Annotated in this window: 15 protein-coding genes; 9 read left to right on the top strand and 6 right to left on the bottom strand. The window is 43.1% G+C overall.

Annotation, left to right across the window (positions count from 1 at the left end):
• The first annotated feature begins 106 nt into the window (after nucleotides 1-106).
• From DESDI_RS07565 to DESDI_RS07575, 3 genes are all read left to right on the top strand, one after another.
• A complete protein-coding gene (locus DESDI_RS07565; protein WP_015262048.1) occupies nucleotides 107-667 on the top strand; it encodes a manganese efflux pump MntP in 561 nt (186 codons plus the stop codon).
• Nucleotides 668-799: 132 nt separating this feature from the next.
• Nucleotides 800-1,285: a ferritin-like domain-containing protein gene (locus tag DESDI_RS07570; protein ID WP_015262049.1), complete on the top strand. Its 486-nt coding sequence runs from the start codon at nucleotides 800-802 to the stop codon at nucleotides 1,283-1,285.
• A gap of 151 nt (nucleotides 1,286-1,436) precedes the next feature.
• Nucleotides 1,437-2,642, top strand: a complete 1,206-nt coding sequence (locus DESDI_RS07575) for a pyridoxal phosphate-dependent aminotransferase (RefSeq protein ID WP_015262050.1) — start codon at nucleotides 1,437-1,439, stop codon at nucleotides 2,640-2,642.
• A 248-nt stretch (nucleotides 2,643-2,890) separates the two neighbouring features.
• Here DESDI_RS07575 and tnpC read toward each other — a convergent pair whose 3' ends face one another.
• The 3 genes from tnpC to tnpA all read right to left on the bottom strand — a co-directional run bounded on the left by tnpC (nucleotide 2,891) and on the right by tnpA (nucleotide 5,235).
• Nucleotides 2,891-4,426: an IS66 family transposase gene (gene tnpC / locus DESDI_RS07580; protein WP_015262051.1), complete on the bottom strand. Its 1,536-nt coding sequence runs from the start codon at nucleotides 4,424-4,426 to the stop codon at nucleotides 2,891-2,893.
• Between the two features lie 91 nt (nucleotides 4,427-4,517).
• Nucleotides 4,518-4,880 carry an IS66 family insertion sequence element accessory protein TnpB gene (gene tnpB, locus DESDI_RS07585; RefSeq protein WP_015261245.1) on the bottom strand — a complete coding sequence of 121 codons (363 nt, stop codon included), beginning with the start codon at nucleotides 4,878-4,880 and terminating at the stop codon, nucleotides 4,518-4,520.
• On the bottom strand, nucleotides 4,870-5,235 hold the full coding sequence (tnpA, locus tag DESDI_RS07590; protein ID WP_015261246.1) for an IS66 family insertion sequence element accessory protein TnpA: 366 nt from the start codon (nucleotides 5,233-5,235) through the stop codon (nucleotides 4,870-4,872). The genes tnpB and tnpA overlap by 11 nt, the downstream gene beginning before the upstream one ends.
• Before the next feature lie 203 nt (nucleotides 5,236-5,438).
• Here tnpA and DESDI_RS07595 point away from each other — a divergent pair, with 203 nt between their 5' ends.
• From DESDI_RS07595 to DESDI_RS07605, 3 genes are all read left to right on the top strand, one after another.
• Complete coding sequence (locus DESDI_RS07595; RefSeq protein WP_015262052.1) at nucleotides 5,439-7,757, top strand: cell wall-binding repeat-containing protein; 2,319 nt, start codon at nucleotides 5,439-5,441, stop codon at nucleotides 7,755-7,757.
• A 194-nt stretch (nucleotides 7,758-7,951) separates the two neighbouring features.
• The gene (locus tag DESDI_RS07600; RefSeq protein ID WP_015262053.1) at nucleotides 7,952-8,890 is read left to right on the top strand and encodes a DegV family protein; all 939 of its coding nucleotides are present in this window, start codon (nucleotides 7,952-7,954) and stop codon (nucleotides 8,888-8,890) included.
• Between the two features lie 149 nt (nucleotides 8,891-9,039).
• Nucleotides 9,040-11,994, top strand: a complete 2,955-nt coding sequence (locus tag DESDI_RS07605) for an ABC transporter substrate binding protein (protein WP_015262054.1) — start codon at nucleotides 9,040-9,042, stop codon at nucleotides 11,992-11,994.
• A gap of 90 nt (nucleotides 11,995-12,084) precedes the next feature.
• On the opposite strand, the gene DESDI_RS07610 is transcribed toward DESDI_RS07605, so the two are convergent.
• Entirely contained in the window at nucleotides 12,085-14,736 is a 2,652-nt protein-coding gene (locus DESDI_RS07610; RefSeq protein ID WP_015262055.1) for a cation-translocating P-type ATPase, read from the bottom strand.
• 54 nt (nucleotides 14,737-14,790) lie between these two features.
• Nucleotides 14,791-15,957: a cation diffusion facilitator family transporter gene (locus DESDI_RS07615; RefSeq protein ID WP_041219837.1), complete on the bottom strand. Its 1,167-nt coding sequence runs from the start codon at nucleotides 15,955-15,957 to the stop codon at nucleotides 14,791-14,793.
• A gap of 214 nt (nucleotides 15,958-16,171) precedes the next feature.
• Here DESDI_RS07615 and DESDI_RS07620 point away from each other — a divergent pair, with 214 nt between their 5' ends.
• The 3 genes from DESDI_RS07620 to DESDI_RS07630 all read left to right on the top strand — a co-directional run bounded on the left by DESDI_RS07620 (nucleotide 16,172) and on the right by DESDI_RS07630 (nucleotide 18,928).
• Nucleotides 16,172-17,074 (top strand): DUF2156 domain-containing protein, encoded by a 903-nt coding sequence (locus DESDI_RS07620; RefSeq protein ID WP_015262057.1) that lies wholly within the window; start codon nucleotides 16,172-16,174, stop codon nucleotides 17,072-17,074.
• A gap of 28 nt (nucleotides 17,075-17,102) precedes the next feature.
• Nucleotides 17,103-17,978 carry a GNAT family N-acetyltransferase gene (locus DESDI_RS07625; protein ID WP_015262058.1) on the top strand — a complete coding sequence of 292 codons (876 nt, stop codon included), beginning with the start codon at nucleotides 17,103-17,105 and terminating at the stop codon, nucleotides 17,976-17,978.
• A 92-nt stretch (nucleotides 17,979-18,070) separates the two neighbouring features.
• Nucleotides 18,071-18,928: a DegV family protein gene (locus DESDI_RS07630; RefSeq protein WP_015262059.1), complete on the top strand. Its 858-nt coding sequence runs from the start codon at nucleotides 18,071-18,073 to the stop codon at nucleotides 18,926-18,928.
• A 17-nt stretch (nucleotides 18,929-18,945) separates the two neighbouring features.
• Here DESDI_RS07630 and DESDI_RS07635 read toward each other — a convergent pair whose 3' ends face one another.
• Nucleotides 18,946-19,884 carry a class I SAM-dependent methyltransferase gene (locus DESDI_RS07635; RefSeq protein ID WP_015262060.1) on the bottom strand — a complete coding sequence of 313 codons (939 nt, stop codon included), beginning with the start codon at nucleotides 19,882-19,884 and terminating at the stop codon, nucleotides 18,946-18,948.
• Between the last annotated feature and the right edge of the window lie 178 nt (nucleotides 19,885-20,062).

The raw sequence follows: 20,062 nt of genomic DNA on the forward strand, positions 1-20,062 counted from the left end.
GGTCTGGCTTGTCTTAAAAAGCAAGACTCATGGGTAGTTTTAATAAAAGCTGCCCGTGAGTCTTGCTTTTGACTAAACCAATATAAAGCAGTTAGGAGTATCATCAATGGGAAATATTGAATTGTTCATAATTGCCATCGGGCTTTCAATGGATGCTTTTGCAGTGGCTATCAGCAAGGGATTGTCCATGCGACGGATGAGCTATAAGACAGCGTTAATCACGGGGGCCTTTTTTGGAGGGTTTCAGGCTTTAATGCCCTTGATTGGATTCATACTGGGAACTCGGTTTGAGTCTTATATTACCTCCATTGATCATTGGATCGCATTTATTCTCCTTTCCATTATTGGTTTTAATATGATCAAGGAATCCCGTGGCCCTTGTGAAGTAATCGAGGATCGGTTTAATTTGAAGGATATGTTGGTATTATCTCTTGCTACAAGCATTGATGCCTTGGCCATCGGTGTAACCTTTGCCTTTTTGCGAGTGGACATTCTTCCTGCTGTCTCTATGATTGGGGTGATCACCTTCATTTTTTCCTTTCTTGGGGTCAAGATTGGCAATGTCTTTGGGGAGTGCTATAAATCCAAGGCGGAATTCTTTGGTGGCGTCATTCTTATTCTGATGGGTGTAAAAATCCTTTTGGAACATTTGGGCTTTATGGGCTGAATACCTAAAAGTATTATAATTTGAGAATATTAAGTTTTATGTTATAATTAGAAAAATTAACCGATTTCATGGTGTCCTACGCTACTTGGGTGGTCTGCTACGTGAAATTCAATAAAAGTGGAGGGATTATCAATGAACGCTTTAGAATTTGCTGTTAAAATGGAACTTGAAGGAGAACAATACTACAGGGAACAAGCAGAAATTAATAAAGATACTAGTTTGCACACAGTCTTTCAAATGTTGGCTGATGATGAAAGAATGCACGCAAAAATATTAGAGCAGAAAGCGAAGAAACTAGATTATACCTTAGAACCTAATGAGACTCTGGCGACAGCTAAACATGTCTTTAGCAATAAGGATAGTGTTAAAAGTGAAATCAAAGTGATTCCCGGTCAGATTGATGTGTATCGGGCAGCCTTGGAAAATGAGAGAGAGAGCATAAATCTCTATGAAAAGTACGCATCTGAAGCAACTGATGACGAAGCTCGTATACTTTTCAACTACCTAATCCAACAGGAAAAAGAGCATTATTCCATCATTGATGAATTAGTCACCTTACTTAGCCATTCGGAGGAGTGGGTGGAAAATGCGGAGTTTGGAGTAAGAAAAGATTATTAGAAAGAGTTGATATAAGAGAAGCCGCGAATTTGCTGTTGTGGCAAATACGCGGTTTCTCTGTTTTGTACGATTGAACTAATAATTGCGGTAATCTGGATTTTGGTGCTATGATAATAGAGATTCAGCGATATGAAGAGAAGAGGGGATCTCTATGATTTCTCAAGCAATGAGGGAACAAGTCAAAAGCAACTCCATTATTCGTGCTATGTTTGAAGAAGGAAAACGCTTAGCGGCGATCCATGGTGCTGAAAATGTTTATGATTTTAGTCTGGGTAACCCTAGCGTGGAACCACCCAATGAAGTGAAAAAGGCAATTTTAGAGATTATTAATGAAGAGAACTCCATGGCTGTTCATGGCTATATGAATAATTCGGGGTTCGAGGATGTAAGAGCGGCTATTGCAGATTCTTTGAATCGACGCTTCGCTACACATTTTACTGCAGAAAACATTTTGATGACCGTGGGAGCTGCAGGTGGTTTAAATGTTGTATTTAAAACCCTCCTCAACCCTGAGGATGAGGTCATTACCTTTGCACCCTTTTTTGGAGAATACCGCAATTATGTGCGAAACCATCAGGGCCAGCTCGTTGTTGTCTCACCAAATACTGCGGATTTTCAGCCCAATCTCGAAGAGCTTAAGAGGAAGATTAACATGAAGACCAAAGCAGTCCTCATTAATTCTCCTAACAACCCGACCGGTGTTGTGTATTCGGAAGAGACGATCATGCTCCTCGCAGATATTCTTCGCGAAAAGCAAAAGGAATATGGGTCAGAGATTTACCTGATCGCCGATGAACCTTATCGGGAGCTTGCCTATGATCAGGTGGAAGTGCCCTATCTGACTAAGTATTATGAGAACACTATCGTCGGTTACTCCTTTAGCAAGTCCCTTTCTTTGCCTGGTGAGCGGGTTGGTTATCTAGTGATTCCAAACCAAGCAACCGATTTCGACAACTTGATCAGTGCGGCTAATATCGCCAATCGGATCCTCGGGTTTGTCAACGCACCATCTCTCTTTCAACGGGTCATTGCCAAGTGCCTCGATGCTCAAGTGGACCTAGAAAGCTACAATCGGAATCGGGAACTTCTTTATAATGGATTAGTATCTTTCGGCTATGAATGTATCAAGCCAGAAGGAGCTTTCTATCTATTTATTAAGACACCTTTGGAGAATGATGTTGAATTTTGCAATCTAGCCAAGGAAAAGAATATCCTGATTGTCCCAGGTAGCGCGTTTTCCTGCCCGGGGTATGCTCGAATTGCTTATTGCGTAAATTACGCGACTATTGAAAGGGCATTGCCCGGCTTTAAGGCTTTAATTCATGAAGTGAAGGAACAGGGCTCAAGTAACTCGTAATTGCATAGTGTAGTATTCGATATAATATTTTATTGACAGTCAGATATATATAAATGAATACGTCATAAATAAACAAAAACTTACTAAGATTCTTAAGATTCTAGTAAGTTTTTGTTTATTATTATTTAATAACTGTTTTCTGAAAACTGTGGTAAGTTTATATAAAGATTTAGATTGGTATGTCGTAAGCGTCAAACAAGTCGGTGTATAGAAAAAGGGTAAAAACCAGTATAAACTAAGTTTTTACCCTATTTGCAGACAGCCTGTACATCTGGACTCCACGGCAGATAATCTTCAAGAAATTCTGGGTATTGACCGAACTGCACCCCGGGTAACTCTTTAAAGATGAAGCAAAGATATTTATAGGGATTCAGGCCATTGGCCTTAGCCGTTTCAATCATGCTGTAAACGGCAGCGCTAGCAGTTGCTCCTTTCGGGCTTCCACTAAACAGCCAGTTTTTTCGTCCGATCGTAAAGGGGCGGATGCTGTTTTCGGCTAAGTTGTTCGAGATGGCGCAGTTTCCATCCAACAGATAATTCATCAATTCCTGTTTATGGTTTATGGCGTAATTAAGAGCTTGCCCAAGTTTAGATTTAGGGAGAACCTTGTTCTTAGTGTAATCCACCCATACCCAAAAGGCCTCCAAAACAGGTTGTTCCTGCTTCAGACGCTCGGATTGTCGCTCTTCTCTTGAACACCCTTCAAGAGTTTTCTCTATCTCAAAGAGTTCATTACAAAATCGAACCCCATCGCTTGCCAAAGTGGCTTCCGGGCTATGGATATCCTTTGGCAGGGCCTCAACGAAATTCCTTCGAACATGAGCCCAGCACAGGCATCGCGTGATTCCCTCCACCTTTTGGTAGCCTGAGTAGGCATCCGAGTGGAGGTATCCTTTAAATCCTTTTAGGAATTTCTGAGGATATTTACCACTTCTACCCGGTTGGTACTCGAAGATCCGGATGGGATGCTTACAGTGTTTGCCCGTACTGTAAACCCACATGTAGGAATCCGTGGTATTCTTTCGGCCCTCTTCGTTGAGGACTTGAACGGGAGTCTCGTCAGCATGCAGGAAGTTTTCCTCCAAGAGCTTCTGATGCATCCGTTGCAAAAGCGGGGTCAGCCAATCTCGGGCTGCGACCATGATCCAATTGGCCATGGTTGCACGGCTTAATTCAACGCCCAGCGTCTTCCACTCCTTTTCCTGACGGTACAGAGGAAGCGCGTTGACAAACTTCTGATGCATTACCCAAGCTACTGTGGAGGGAGATGCCATGGAGTGCTGAATGACTGGAGAAGGTACAGGTGCTTTCTCCATATAGGGCAAGTTATTCTTACGGCAGCTACGGCACTCGAAGGTTTCGCGGTAAATATCGATTACTCTTACTTTTGCAGGGATGAATTCAATTTCGGTTCTCACGAACTCTTCTCCCACAGAGACCAGTGTCGTCTGACACTCTTCGCAGGACCGGTCATTTTCTAAGAGAGTACAGAACCGCTTTTCATGGGGAAGGTCTTTCAAAAGTTCCTTGCGCTGACCGTCGAATTTCTTTCTCTGGTACCCCTCGATTTGCTTAAGGTCCGGTTCCACAGCCTTAGGATTAGATTCCGTTTCTGCTTCATCAAAAAGAGACATCTGTCCCACAGAAAGGACGGATGTCTTCTCAGAGCTTCGACCAAAGAGTTTACGGGTCAGATGATGAACGGTTTCATGAAGAAGTTTGTTTTCCTTCTCTAGTTCGGTGATGCGGTTTTCAAGAGTTTTTACCGATTTTACTTCACTCATCAGCCCTAAAATCCTTTGCGTTTCTCACTGCATTTAGTATAGCATGAAAACGCCATAAAGTCCAGTAACCATGCAGGTTTGGGCCATTTCTTTATACCGAAAAGCAGCCTGTGGAATCCCACTTTTTCACGGCCTTAGGCTGATCAATAGACAGCCCTTCCATAAGCCAGCGGAATTCCTGGCGGGTAATCCCGCGAACTGCTTCAGCATTCTTGGGCCATTGGAATTTGCTCTTTTCAAGTCGCTTATACAGAAGAACAAAGCCATCCCCTTCCCAATAGAGTGCCTTCAGTCGATCATGCCGACGGCCACAAAAGAGAAACAAACTATTTTGAAAGGGGTTGAGCTGAAAGTTTTGCTGAACTAGGGCTGCCAGTCCGTCTATGGACTTACGCATGTCGGTATACCCGCAGGCGAGGTAGATTTTCTCGGCCTTAGAGATGTCACCGAACATGTTGAAGTGCTCTAAGAGTATTCTCGATTAAGTTCAACGAGGCAGTGTTATGAATTTCTAGACTTGCGGAATCTAAGCGAACCACGATCGCTGGTGACAAGGAATCTGTCGCCGGAGAACTGACCTGGGGAAGTGAAAAGGATACGGGTACGATAGAATTGTTTTCGTTTTGAAGTGCCGGAAGAGCCTCACAGGCGGCAGTGCGGACTCGTCTCAACCAATAGAAGTAACTACTTGGATGAATATTATGTTCAGCACACCATGCGGAGACTGTTTGCCCACTGCTGCGACATTCACTAATAAGTCGAGTCCATTTCTTCAATCGATAGTTTTGTGTGACTTTCTGAGTATCCACTTTAATCCTCCTTTGAAGTTTTTCAAGTCTACTTGAAAAACTCTAAAAACTTCAATTTACGAGGATTGTCTCATAGTTTCCGAGATGGGGCTATACACTACCTTATTAGGCGCTTACGGTATGTCTATGAATTATGTTTGTATGTATAAAGTTTGTATGTATCACTTCCAGGTTTAGAGCAAATGAAAGGGAGGACAGTAACTATGAGTGTGATAAAAGAGATCGGATTGTATCAAAATATCCAAAAACGAGTAAGAGAATTAACCCTTTTAGCAGTTTTCTTTTTGCTGTTGATTCCTTCGACTGCTTTAGCGGCTTCATCCCCCACAGTTGAATACATTGGCGGTTCCAATTGGGAAGTGTTTAACGCAGTGGATCAGACTCGAGATGGAGGTTACGTGGTGGTGGGGCATAGTAGCTCAAATAATGGCCACCTGGAAGGGCTTAATAAAAAACACTCAGATGCAATCATCGTGAAGTTTTCTAATCAAGCTGAGGTCCAGTGGGTGAAAACCTTCGGCGGTAGTTCAATCGATAGTTTTCAAAGCGTAAGGCAGACCAAGGATGGAGGTTATATTGCTGCGGGGTCTAGTTACTCCGTCGATATGGATATGCTTAATTCGCGTAAAATGATTCGCGAGGAAGGGCAGGACAACCTGAATGGGGATGCCATTATCGTCAAGTTTAGTCCTACCGGTGAGGTGGAGTGGTCGAGGGATTTTGGCGGAGGACAGCTGGATGTTTTCAATGCAGTTGTCGAGACAGAGGCCGGAAGTTTCCTTGTGGTTGGAGAATCTGGGTCGATCGATGGTGATCTAGCTAAAATTTCCCAAGGGAATAGTGACGCTATCTATGCTTCCTATGATCGTTCCGGCAAATTTATGGGTGCTTATAGCTTCGGTGGATCCTCCGATGATGGCTTTAATGACCTTGTCTTGCTTGCGGATGGAAGCCAAGTCGCGGTAGGGCATAGTGGCAGCCAAGATGGAGATATGCAGGGAACGGGAACGAGCCTGCTCAAGGGTATCATCGTGAAAATCGGTGCTGATCTCCGTTTGACTTGGAAGACCTCGGTGGACTTAACTGACCCCGAGTATCAACGCTTAATCTACTCTTCAAGCAATGGATTTCAAGATATTAAGGCTACAGCGGATCAAGGTTTCATCGTTGTCGGAAAAGGGACTTATGTTGAACGCAAAACCGATGGTAGTAGTAATGTAAATGAAGAGGGTTGGATAGGAAAATTTGATTCAGCGGGACAAGTGGAGTGGTATGATACCTATAAAAATCAGGCCTATACACGCTTTTCTGGGGTGGCCCAGGGTCAAGATGGGACTTATACGGTGGTAGGAGACAGCTATATGCCTGAGGCGAAAAAGATTATTGCTCTTCGCTATGATGCCCAGGGGGTGAGGCTTTGGGATAAAGAAGATGTGGGAAGTCGTAATCGTTATTTGATGAATCTTCTCGCACTTGGAGATCGCTATGTAGCCGTTGGCTCCAAATATATTCAAGGCAGGAGTGACGAGGGTCTATTATACATTGGTAATTTTGAGGAAGCCAATGGAAAGTTAATCATGGCCCCTAATACAAGCACGGATAGCACCACAGAAAATGCAACACAAATCCAGGTCAAGGACGTAGAACGCCTCGGAGGGGATAATCGCTATGAGACGGCTGTAGCCATCAGCAAACGGGGATGGGAAAAAGCTGAACAAGTATTCCTCGTTAATGGTAATAACTTTCCTGATGCCTTGGTAGGGTCGAGCTTGGCCTACCAGAAAAACGCCCCCATCTTGATCACTCCTTCAGAGCGGCTAGACCTAAGCACAAGCGCGGAAATTCAACGTCTTGGTGCTCAAACTATTACTATCTTAGGTAATTACACTTCCGTATCCAGGGCGATTGAAGAGCAACTTAAGCAATCTTATCAGGTGATTCGCATCAGTGGTCCTGAAGTTTTTGATACTGCGGTAAAAGTTGGAGAAGAGCTCAGAAAGCTATCCTCCTTTGACACTGTAATCATTGCAACACAGGATAATTTCCCTGATACCCTAGCTATCGCCCCTTATGCAGCAAAGGAGGGTATCCCCATTCTCTTTACCCATAGGGACAGCTTAAGAGATGATACTAAGCAAGCGATTAAGGATTGGGGAATAGAAAATGTCATTATTTCCGGAGGTCTTGGGGTAGTTTCCATGGCGGTGGATCTGGAACTGGATGCTCTGGGGGTTACAATTAATCGGTTAGGTGGTGATGACCGCTACGACACAGCGCTCGAAATCGCCAAGCATTTTCAAACAAGAAGTCCATACAACGCCATTTCCGTTGCTACCGGTGAAAACTACCCTGATGCTTTAACGGGTGCTGTCTGGGCAGCGAAGAATAATACCCCCCTTATCCTTGTCAGAGTGAATGGTGCTAAGGATACGGTCGTTGAGTACCTCAATACTCTTTCTCTTGATAAAGCTTTTGTCTTTGGTGGGATAGGAGTTGTTTCGGATCATGTGATCAGGAAATAGAAGACGAAGTAAGTAGCGTGAAGTAAATAGTATGAAATAATAGTGCTAAGTGAAATCCCCCGAGTTCGACCATTTTGGTCCTTTTTGGGGGATTTTTGTATTATATTTTTTAATTTTGAAGGAAATGAGAATAATTTGACGAATTCAGTAAAAGCTCGTTAGAATACTCACAACCAAAAAAACTGGGGGTAAAAATGATTAAAATTGTTGCGGACTCGACCTGTGATTTATCTGATGAAGTGCTTGAAATGTATAATATCGATATTGCTCCTCTCACCATTAATATTGGTGATAAGGATTATCGGGATCGAATTGATATTTTTCCCGATGAATTCTATGGCATGATTGAAGGTCTAGACGCTGAACCCAAAACCGCAATGCCAAGTCCGACCGAATATTTAAGGATTTTTAACCAAGCTCTTCAAGACGGTCATACATCAATCCTCTGCATCTGTATGTCCAGCGGGACGAGTGGAGCTTATCAGTCCGCTGTTTTAGCCCAAGCTTACTTTGTTGAAGAACACCCGGATTTAGCTGGTGTCCTCCATGTTGTAGATTCTAAGTGTATGAGTCACGGCAGTGGCTGGCTTATTCTCAAGAGTGCCAAAATGAGGGCAGCTGGCGCCAGCTTTGAAGAAATCGTAGAATTTGTTGAAAACAAAAAAACCAATGTGAAGCATTATCTATCCGTGGATGATCTTGATCATTTAATCCGGAGTGGCAGATTGAGCAATGCCAGCGCATTCGTAGGTAAGCTGTTGAAGCTTAAGCCAATTATGACCATGAAAAAGGGGAAAGGTTCCATCGTGGCCAAAGAACGTGGACGGAAAAGAGTCCTCGAGCATTATGTTACAGAGTTTATAAGGAGAAACGATCCGGAATACACTGACTTTATTATTATCGGCTATACTTCAGATCTGACCTTTGCAGAAAATCTTAAGCTTAAGCTTGAGAAGGATACGGAGTTTCAAGGTGAAATTTATATCATGCAGATGGGAGTTGCCGTAGGGACCCATGTAGGACTGGGGGCGCTTTCTATGTTCTTTATGGAAAAAGGACATCATAGGGATAATATCTTGATTAATGAAGTTCATGGGCTGGCTGAATTGAAGAATCATATATTGCGGAAATGACATTAAGTCCAGATGCAAAAAAGCTTCTGGGCTTTAATAACCCTTTTTTATTAATAAGAATTATTATGAAGGAATATCCAATTTTATGAAGAATATAGAAAGAATATTCAGAAATTTTAAAGCGAATACATTGAGTGAGGAGGGGCCCTATGAGTAAGGTGTTCGACTGGTATAAAAAAGAGGGAAGAAGCATTGCTATTATCTTTGTCATCATCACTCTCCTAGGGGGCGTTGTACCGGCCTCAGGCTTTGCTGTCCAAGAACCAGTGAACATACTTATCTTGAACTCTTATCATCAAGGATTAAAGTGGACGGATGATCAAACAGAAGGGATTTTGAAAAAATTCCATAATCTAAGTGAACAGCTTGTTTATATCGAATATATCGACTGGAAGAGGTACCCTACAGCTGACCATCTGGATCACCTATTTACCAATTTAGCGGCAAAATACACAGATAAGAAGATTGATATGCTTTTAACCACCGACGATATTGCTTTGGAATTTGCCCTAAAACATCGGGAAGAAATTTTTTCGAATGCCCCGATTGTTTTCAGTGGTATTCTAAAGAGTAGCGCTGATGTATTATTGCAAGGTCATGACAGAGTGACAGGAGTCTATGAAAGCCTTGATTCGGAAGGCACCCTTAAACTGGCCTTACAGCTTAATCCGCAATTGAGGAATGTTTATATAGTCCACGACCTGTCGGAAAGCGGGAGGTCTAGCGGCGAAGATGTGACGAAGAGCATCCAAGCTCTGAATTCTAACCAAGGAACAAATCTTGTAGCTTATAGTTTAAGTGTATTAGGCATCGAAGAAATTATGCAAAAGGTAACGACCCTCGAAAAAGACAGCATCGTTATAATTGGCTCCTACAATATGGATGGAGATGGCATCATCTATTCTCCGGAAACCGCTGCAAGGCAAATCAGTGAAAGCAGCAGTGTTCCGGTGTATTCCCTCTATGAGTTTCTCCTGGATAGCGGAGTAATAGGGGGCAATCTTGTAAGTGGTCTTCTCCAAGGAGAATATGCTGGTGAGCAGGCCTTAAGGGTTTTAGCTGGTCAAAATATCACTGAATTGCCGATTTTAGAAAAAGAAACCTTTGTAACGGGGCTTAATTACAACGAATTAGAACGTTTTGCTATTCCTAAGGATTTGATACCTGAAAATAGCATCGTGATTAATAAACCCTTCTCGTTTATGGATACCTATAGAACTTTGGTTTATACCACAAGTGCGGTCTTTTTGGTGCTCGTTTTCTTGATTGGGGTGCTTTTGGCTAATGTTCGTAGACGTAAAAGGGTGGAAAGAAGCTTGCGCACTTCAAACGAAGAAATTTCCGCAATGCATGAAGAGCTTACGGCTACCGAGGAAGAACTTCGAAGTCAGTTCGACGAATTAATTGATCATCAGCACCAATTGAAAAAGACTCAAGAGCTCTATCAATTGGTGCTAGATGCAGCAATCGATACTATTTGGGATTGGGATATGATCGCTAATACACGAGTCTTCTCTACTAAAACCCTGGATGCTCTTGGATATTATGGAGAGGAAATTCAAAGGATAGAGGACTGGATGTCCCTCATTCACCCAGAGGATCTGTCGTCTTTTCAACACAATTTAGCAGAGCATCTTACGATGAAAACCTCAAGATATTTTAGCGATTATCGCATAAAGGATAAAAGCGGGGCTTATAAGTGGATCCGTTCCTTTGGCAAAGTGATGTTTGACGAAAGTGGAACACCCTATCGAATGGTGGGCTCCCATCGGGATATTTCAATTCTTAAAGAGCAAGAGCTGAAAATAGGGCATTTAGCTTACCATGATTCTCTCACAGGGCTACCCAATCGGGCTAAGATACAAGAGATTATTGAGCGCGAGATAGAAATTGCCAGTAAGAATGGGACGATGTTGGCGATTTTGTTTCTGGATGTTGATAATTTTAAAATGATTAATGATTCCTTTGGACATCCCATGGGGGATCGGCTTTTGGTCGCGATTAGTCATTGTTTGTCTCAAATTGTCGAGAACAATGTGGTGAGCAGGTTAGCTGGAGACGAATTTCTTATTTTGATTGGCAATATTTCCGAGAAACAGGATGCGGTACGATTTGCGGATATGATTATGGCAAAATTCGAAAAGGCCATTAGTGTTGAAAACCAATTGTGTTATGTTTCGGCCAGCATCGGCATTTCATATTACCCTGATGATGGGGATGATTATGAAGAATTATTAATCAATGCGGATACAGCCATGCATAGAGCAAAGGAAATAGGCAAGCGCCAAATTGTGGTGTTTGATCAGGAAATGAAGAAGGCTGTGGCTGAGAAGGCCGAGATCCAGAACAATCTACGCAAAGCAATTGTTAATGAAGAGTTCATACTCCATTATCAGCCTCAGGTTGATCCTTATACAGGTAGAGTCCTTGGCTTAGAAGCGTTAATTCGCTGGCAAAAGGATGATACCCTCATTCCTCCCAATAAGTTCATCGGTATCGCTGAAGAAACAGGGTTGATTGTGCCGATTGGGGACTGGGTGCTTAAGCGAGCATGTGCTTTTCTTAAAAGAATGCATGACATGGGCCATCATGAATTAACGATGGCGGTCAATATTTCTGCACTGCAATTGCAAGAGGAGGAATTTGTGGAAAACGTTCTCCAGGTATTACAGGAAAATGGCCTTGAACCCAACCGCTTAGAACTGGAGATTACCGAGACAATGCTCATCGAATTTTTAGATAAAAAAATCCACAATGTTTTAAATAGTCTTAAAGAAAATCGTATTAAAATATCTTTGGATGATTTTGGCCTAGGATATTCCTCGCTCAATTACATCAAGCAACTGCCTATATCAACCTTAAAAGTGGATAAATCATTTATTGATGACATCCATGATGCTCAAGATTGCAAAAATTTGACCGGAATGATTGTGACCTTAGCACACCAACTGGGTTTGAAGGTTGTTGCCGAGGGTGTCGAAAGACCGGAACAAAAAGAATACTTAATGAGATATAAATGCGATGCCATACAGGGATATTTAATGAGTAAGCCCTTGCCCGAAGAGCAAGTGATTGATTTATTAAAAGGTCATCTTCAATCCTAACCATAATAGAGAAAATCATAGAGAAAATCGGTATGGGGGCATCGCTAACTACTCTAAAAAGTAGTTTTGCGATGCCCCCATACCGATTTCTTAGGAGCTTTTTCTCTGAAAGATCTTAAATAGTTCCCTAACGATGAGGGGGATGATGGCTAAGCTAAGAACAATACCCCAGTCTCTGAGGGAGAGCATTTGCAGTTTAAATGCGCTGGAGAGGAAGGGGACGGAAATAACCATCAGCTGTAGCAGTAAGCCAACTATTATCGCTAGGATAAGGTATTTGTTGGAGAAGAAGCCTACTGTAAAGATCGACTTGGTAGCACTTCTCATAGATAAGGAATAGAAAAGTTGTGAGGCTGCTAGAACGACGAAGGCCATGGTGCGGGAATAGGTGAGGACATCATCTGGGATAGTAGCCGAGCCTAAAGTATAACCATATTCACGGAGTCCCACATAGAAGGCTACAAGAGTCAAGGTACCGATGAGAACACCGCCAATGACAGCCCTCAGTGCGGCCCCATGGGCAAAGAAGCTCTCTCTGGGGTCACGAGGTTTTTGTTTCATGACATCTTTATCGCCGGGGTCTACCCCTAAGGCGATAGCCGGGAGGGTGTCGGTAATTAAGTTAATCCATAAGAGTTGGGTGGGCATGAGGGGGATAGGCCAGAAGAAGAGAACCGAAAAGAAGATGGCCACAATTTCTCCGAGATTGCAAGAGAGTAGGAATATAACAGACTTTTTAATGTTGTTATAGATATTGCGGCCTTCTTCGATAGCGTGGACGATGGTCGTGAAGTTATCATCGGTTAAGATCATATCAGCGGCGCCTTTTGATACATCAGTTCCCGTAATCCCCATAGCGACTCCGATGTCAGCATTCTTAAGGGAAGGTGCATCATTGACACCGTCTCCGGTCATGGAAACGATATTACCTTGGGATTTGTAGGCTTTGACGATTTTTACCTTATGTTCAGGAGACACTCGAGCAAAGACCCTCAGTTCACCTACGCGTTGAGCAAACTGTTCATCGGATATTTCGTCGATCTCAGCACCAGTCATGCTTTGCGCCAAGGAATCGGCAATGCCTAATTCCTTGGCAATCGCAACAGCAGTGTTTTTGTGGTCACCGGTAATCATCACCGGAGTGATGCCTGCTAATTTGGCATCGCGGATAGAGTCTTTAACTTCCAAGCGGGGAGGGTCAATCATTCCCACCATACCGAGGACGGTGAGATTGTGCTCCATTTCCTCGGATGTGATGAGATGATCCACATCTTTATAAGCAGCACCGAGGACGCGCAGGGCGTCATCGGACATCTCTTCGGCAATCTTTAGATACTCATTTTTCATTGCTTCGGTGAGGGGAACCACCTGATTATTCACCAAAGCTGAGGTGGCGATGTTGAGGATATTGTCAATGGCTCCTTTCGTATGAACGCGATAACTACCATCTTCTTCATTGAGGGTGGACATAAGCTTTCGATCGGAATCAAAGGGATTTTCGCCCACTCGTTTATGGTTTGCATTAAGGGATTTTTTGGTTAGGTTAAAACGATCCCCTAAGACGATAAGAGCAATTTCCGTAGGATCCCCTGTCCCCTGACCATGCTCATAGGTAGCATCGGAGCAGAGAACAAAGGTTTTCATTAACTCTTTTTCCTGGCTGGCTGCGTCCAAACTTGAGCCTTCGCGGGGAAGTTCCTTCATATTATCAAGGGTATAATACTTGACCACGGTCATCTGGTTTTGGGTGAGGGTTCCTGTTTTATCGGAACAGATGATGTTTACAGACCCCAGAGTCTCTACGGCAGGAAGTTTTTTTACGATGGCATTGATTTTGGACATCCGAGTTACCCCAAGAGCTAGGACAATGGCTACGATGGCAGGCAGTCCTTCGGGAATGGCAGCTACGGCCAAGCTGATGGCGGTCAAGAACATTTCGAAGAGATCACGTTTTTGGAAAAAGGCGATGACAAAGATCAGTAGACAAATACCAATGGCGAGATAACCCAGTATTTTCCCCAGCTCTTCCATTCTTTTTTGCAGGGGTGTCATTTCATCGATTTCTTCATCGAGTATTTTAGCGATTTTGCCAATCTCTGTTTCCATAGCTGTGCCGACAACGACCCCTTCGCCGCGTCCATAGGTGACCAAGGTCGACATGAAGGCCATATTGGCTTGATCACCAAGAGGTGTCTTGGGCTCGTCGAGGATTCTTTGGGCCTCTTTTTCGGTGGGAACGGATTCACCGGTAAGAGCGGATTCTTCAATCTGGAGGTTGGCACTTTCGATCAGGCGCAAATCCGCAGGGATAAATCGTCCCGCATCAAGGATGACAATGTCCCCAGGAACAAGATCTACAGAGTTGATTTCCTTAACTTCCTCATCCCGGCGAACTAGAGTTTTAGGGGTGGTCAACTGTTGCAAAGCTTCGATGGCCTTTTCAGCTTTAAACTCTTGAAAAACGCCAATTGCTGCATTCAGGAGAACCACAAGGAGAATGATAATAGCATCGACATATTCGCCGATAAACAAGGTGATTATAGCAGCTCCAAGGAGCACATAAATTAGCATATCCTTCATTTGAGCAAAGAATAGAGAGATGAGGCTTTTTTTAGGTTTTCCCTTCAGCTTATTCGCACCGTATTGTTCTAATCGTGCTTGGACTTCTTGAGAGGATAGTCCTGTGCGGGGATTAACCTTGAGCTCTTTCAGAACATCTTCCTGAGGTTTACTAAACCACATATGAGGGTCACGCTCCTTCATTTTTGGATAAAGCAATTGTCAATAGGGGCGAGTTTAGGATTGGGCTGTGATTGAGTTGATAATAACGTTAAGTTGAGGGTCTTTATCTTTGAGTCTCTTAGTAATTTGCTCACGGATGTTAGCGGATTCAGGAAGCTGAGTAGAGGGAACGGTTAATTCGAAGATGACGTTCATACTGCGATAGCTTTTTGTCATACGAATATGATGCGCTACAAAGACTTCATTTACTTCCTTTACCGAGTCTTTCACGAGATGCTTCATAGAATGGATCTTCAGTTCATCTGTAGTCAAAGGATCGATATGGATGACAATATTGATGTTGAGCTCCTCTGAGATGCGTTTTTCTAGGTCATCAATAATTGCATGAGATTCAACGATGTTGACAGTATCGAGAATTTCAGCATGGATGGAGGCGATGGTTCTACCTGGACCATAATCATGGACTTTTAGATCGTGAGTGCCAATAATATGCATTCCTTTATTAACCATGCCTGAAATCTGATTAGCTAGCTCAGTATTCGGAGATGCCCCCAGCAAAATATTGACCGTATCTTTAGCAATAGTATACCCAGTATAGAGGATAAAAAATGAGATGAGCAAACCCACGTACCCATCAATAGCAATGTGTAAATAATGTCCGATCAATGTCGAAAGGATGACAGCACTGGTGGCTATGGCATCATTGAGACTGTCCGTGGCTGTGGCGTTGATGATGCTGGAATTAATGACTCGACCGATATAGCGGTTATAGGAGACCATCCAGAGCTTGAGGACTACGGAAAGCACTAAAATAATCAGTGAGAAAGAGCTGAAAATAACGACTTCGGGGTGAAGAATTTTGCTGAATGAACTTTTGAGTAGTTCAAAGCCTACCATGATGATAATAAAGGAGACGATGAGTGAAGAAATGTATTCAATTCTACCGTGGCCAAAGGGATGTTCCAAATCCGGTGGTTGATTGCTCATCTTGGCGGCAATGATTGAGATGATTGAGGAACCACAGTCGGAAAGGTTATTGAAAGCATCAGAAATAACAGCAATACTGTTCATAAGAAGCCCTATAATCAGCTTGAGTGTAAATAAGATAAGGTTGCAGACGATGCCCAGTACCCCGGCTAAGACCCCATAAGACTCACGAACTTGTTTATCTGTGGTATTTTCATAGCGGGGGATGGAACGTCGAATAATGAATCTAATCAAAGTAATACCTCTCTCAAAACAATAGCTTACGCTATAATTCATTGTATAGCATCCCAAGTTTTATCTATTTGATTCGAAGTGAATTTGGGGTATGATAGTAAAGTATGCTTGCTAAATGGTGTTTAGTTTATAGACATTACCAAGTTGTTCCTTTAAAATAATAATATCATGCTTACGATGATTTTAAAAACGCAGTACATAAGGTGGATAGAACATGATTGAATTTAAAAGAGTAGAAATTAGTGATCAAGAGTGGATGAAACCATTGCTCAAAGCTTCGAATTTAAGTGGTGGACATCAGAATTACACAAATATCTTTTCTTGGTCAGATATGTACAATTACCAAGTGGCCAAGGTCAATGAATATCTTGTTATTAAAGGACAAATCGACGGCGAACCTACTTACTATTTTTATCCCGCAGGAACAGGAGATGTGCAACCGGTTCTAAACAAAATGAAAATAGATGCTGAGGAAAATCACCATGAGTTCATTGTGTTAGGGATTTCTGTGGAGAATATGACGACTCTGAAAGCATTGTACCCTGACCACTTCGAATATCAAGATATGCGGGATAGCTTTGATTATGTCTATCTGGCTGAGAGGTTGGCGACTTTGGCAGGGCGAAAGCTACAAGCTAAGCGAAACCATATTAATCGTTTTCAGGCTAACAATGATTGGTCTTTTGAATTGCTTACTCCAGACAATTTAGCTGAGTGCTGGAAAATGAACCTAGAATGGTGCCGCAGGAACAATTGCAAGGATGACGAGCAGCTCAAGGCTGAATATTGTGCGGTAAAGAAGGATTTTGATTACTTTAAGGTCTTGGAGCTTGAAGGTGGAGTCATCCGTGTCGAAGGTAAAATTGTTGCTTTTACCATGGGCGAACGCTTGAATTCCGATACCTATATCATCCACGTGGAGAAGGCTTTTAGTGAAATACAAGGTGCCTATCAAATCATCAATCGTGAGTTTGTAAGGTGGATTGTTGAGACCTATCCGGATATTATCTATGTGAATCGGGAAGAGGATATGGGATATGAGGGCCTGCGCAAAGCCAAGTTGTCCTACTATCCCGATAAAATGGAGGAAAAATACTTAGCCAAGTATTTTGATTAAGGATTAGTACAAGCAACGGAGAATATCTATGAAAAAAATGCGACTGGCTCACTCTGAGGACATAGTCCGGCTCAAAGAAATATGGCAGCGTTGTTTTGGGGACACTGATTCCTTTATTGACTTCTACTATACGTATCGCTTTAAAGCAGAGCAAACTGCAGTGTATCTGCAGGATAATTCAATCGCTGCTATGCTGACCATGATTCCTATTCAGTGGGTCGATGACTTACCTGAAGCAATAAGGATCGATGGGGCTATGCTATATGCCATAGCTACCCATCCTGATTTCCAGCACCAAGGCATCGCTACAGAACTCATGGATTGGGCTAAGAATTACTTGCGGGACCAGCAAGTGGAACTATGTGTTCTCGTCCCGGCGGAGGCTCATCTGTATAAATTCTATGCTCGGCAAGGATACCAAGAGGGATTTATTGTTCAGGAGACTGTACTGAGTTGTGAAGAAATGAGAGCTATGGCCGATTCGGGATTGTCTTGTTCTGTCCGGCGGTCGACCCCTCAGGGCTATAACGAAATCCGCAACCAGCTTCTCCGAGGAAGTCTATATATCGCCTATGGGGAAGAGGAGATTGCTTATCAGAAAAGAGTCTCCCAGCTCTCAGGTGAGGATATCTATGAGTTCAATCTGAATGGGGCCCAGGGCTGTGCCGCTGTCGAGCGAATGGAAAAGGAGAGAGTTCTGGTTAAGGAGCTTTTACTTCCGGAAAAACTTATCCCCGGAGGATTGGCTGCTTTAGCGCAAAAGGTTGATGCTGAAGAATTTATCATACGAACTCCGGTTGGGTGCAAAACGTTGGGAGGTCAGACCCGTCCCTTTGGCATGTTAACCACAAGCAATACCGAACTGCTCGGAAAAAATGGGTATCTCGGTTTAGCCTTTGATTAGTTTGACACCCGTCTTTTTGACGGGTTATTAATTATTCCTCCGTTCTATAGTAAAATGAAAGAAACAGAAATAAAAGAAGTGGAGATGAGCAAATGGCGGTCCGAATCTTAACTGATAGTACAAGCTACATTGATAATGATCTCAGAAAAGAGTTGGATATCAGACAGGTGTCATTGAATATCTCCTTTGGGGAGCATTCGATGCGGGAAATCGATGTGACCAACGAAGACTTCTATCAGATGATGGAGAAGGAGGGGATCCCTACCTCTTCTCAACCTTCGATTGGGGAGTTTTATCTAGAGATGGAGAAGGTGGTTGCCCAAGGAGATTCTTTGTGCGGAATCTTCATATCATCAGATATGAGTGGTACGTATTCCACGGCGCTCTTGGCAAAAGAGATGGTCTTGGAAAAATACGCTGATGCTCAAATCGAAATTATGGATGCTCATTCCAACTCCATGCAGCTAGGATTTGCTGTGTTACAAGGAGCACGTGCAGCTCAAGCCAAAAAATCCCTTGCTGAAGTGAAGGGAATCGTACTTGAGAATATAAAGCGTAGCCGATTTGTGTTTGTTCCTGACAATCTGGATTATCTTAAAAAGGGCGGCCGGATCGGCGGGGCCAGTGCCTTAATCGGCAACCTGTTCAAGATTATTCCCATCCTCACGGTAGAAGAGGGGAAGGTTGTAGTGTTGGCAAAAGTGCGACATAAGGAAAAGGCTATTCTGGCCATGATGGATAAGATGTTTGAGGATATTGGCAAGTATGGGTTGGGGGAAATTGCCGTGCATCATATTAATTGTCTTGATGAGGCTCAATCACTCGTGAAGAAGATCAAGGAAAAGGTAGCGGCCCAGGTGAAGGTGATTCCGATTGGTCCGGTCATTGGCCTTCACGTGGGCCCGGGGGCTGTTGGGATAGTTTATTACACGGAAAAAGATCTGCGTTAAAAGACCGGTTCTGAGTTTTATTGACGATGATACTTAGATAGCGGAAGAAGGAGTTTTCTGCTAATATTCCCTAGATTGCGCACAGTGTTTCCGAGGACACTTTGCACTGAAGTGGCCAGGGTTTCAAGTAAAGTGGGTTTTTTGAGCGGTAGCGGTTGGGTAGGCTTACGTCCGTAGACCATACCGAAACCAAAGTAGCCCTTATAGTGCTTCATAAAGTTGGCATTTTGCTGGAGGCGAGTATACAATCCTGGATGATTCGAGACCTTCTGCACAAGATCCTTGATGAGCATGAAATCCTTTTTCAGTTCATTGAAAATCAAATTGCTATTGGTATTGAGCAACGTCTGAGGATTCTTGATTTCGACGTCGACAAAGCCTGCTTCAGATGCTACCTTGCACCAATCGTCATAGGAGAGGGGATTCGTACCTTTTCCATAACATAATTCTAGCTGAGAATGGAGTTGGGCCGGTAGCTCATGCAGCAAGGACATTTCCAGGTCGGCAATTCGCCCTTCCGGCTTCAAAATTCGAAAGAACTCCCGATAGGTTTTTTCTTTATCTAAGAATACGGAAATGGATTCGCACATGACCCAATCAAAATGGTTGTCGGGATAGGGTAATTGGTAGACGTCGGCGACCTGAAATTCCACTAAATCCGTGACATTTTCGTGAATAGCTCTCTGGCGAGCTTTTTCAATCATTTGGGGGTTGAGATCGATTCCGATAATTTTGCAACCTCGCTGTTTAGCTAAGTGGCAAGCAGTCAAGCCGCTACCACATCCGGCATCGAGGACAAAATCTTCGGGTTTTACTTCCATAACTTCTATATTTCTGATGGTGGCGGGAAATCCTCCAGGGTGAGAGCTCCCAATACCTAACCAGGCTAACAGTTCAAAGTAATTCATTTGCTCGACAGTTTTAGTCTGGTCCATAAGTTCGTTGATTTCTTCCATAGAACTCTTCCTTTCTCCTTTGCAAAGGGAACAACTGATAAGGTGGGAAAATATACCACATTTATGGTAGTATATTCAAAGGAGTTCTTTTAGGAAGCTTATATAAGAAGGTAGCGAAAAAGCTTAGGGATAGGAATCTATCCGAAGAAATAGTACCCCATGAAAGTTAATAGAAATG

It is taken from the genome of Desulfitobacterium dichloroeliminans LMG P-21439, assembly GCF_000243135.2.
GTDB classification, from domain to species: domain Bacteria; phylum Bacillota; class Desulfitobacteriia; order Desulfitobacteriales; family Desulfitobacteriaceae; genus Desulfitobacterium; species Desulfitobacterium dichloroeliminans.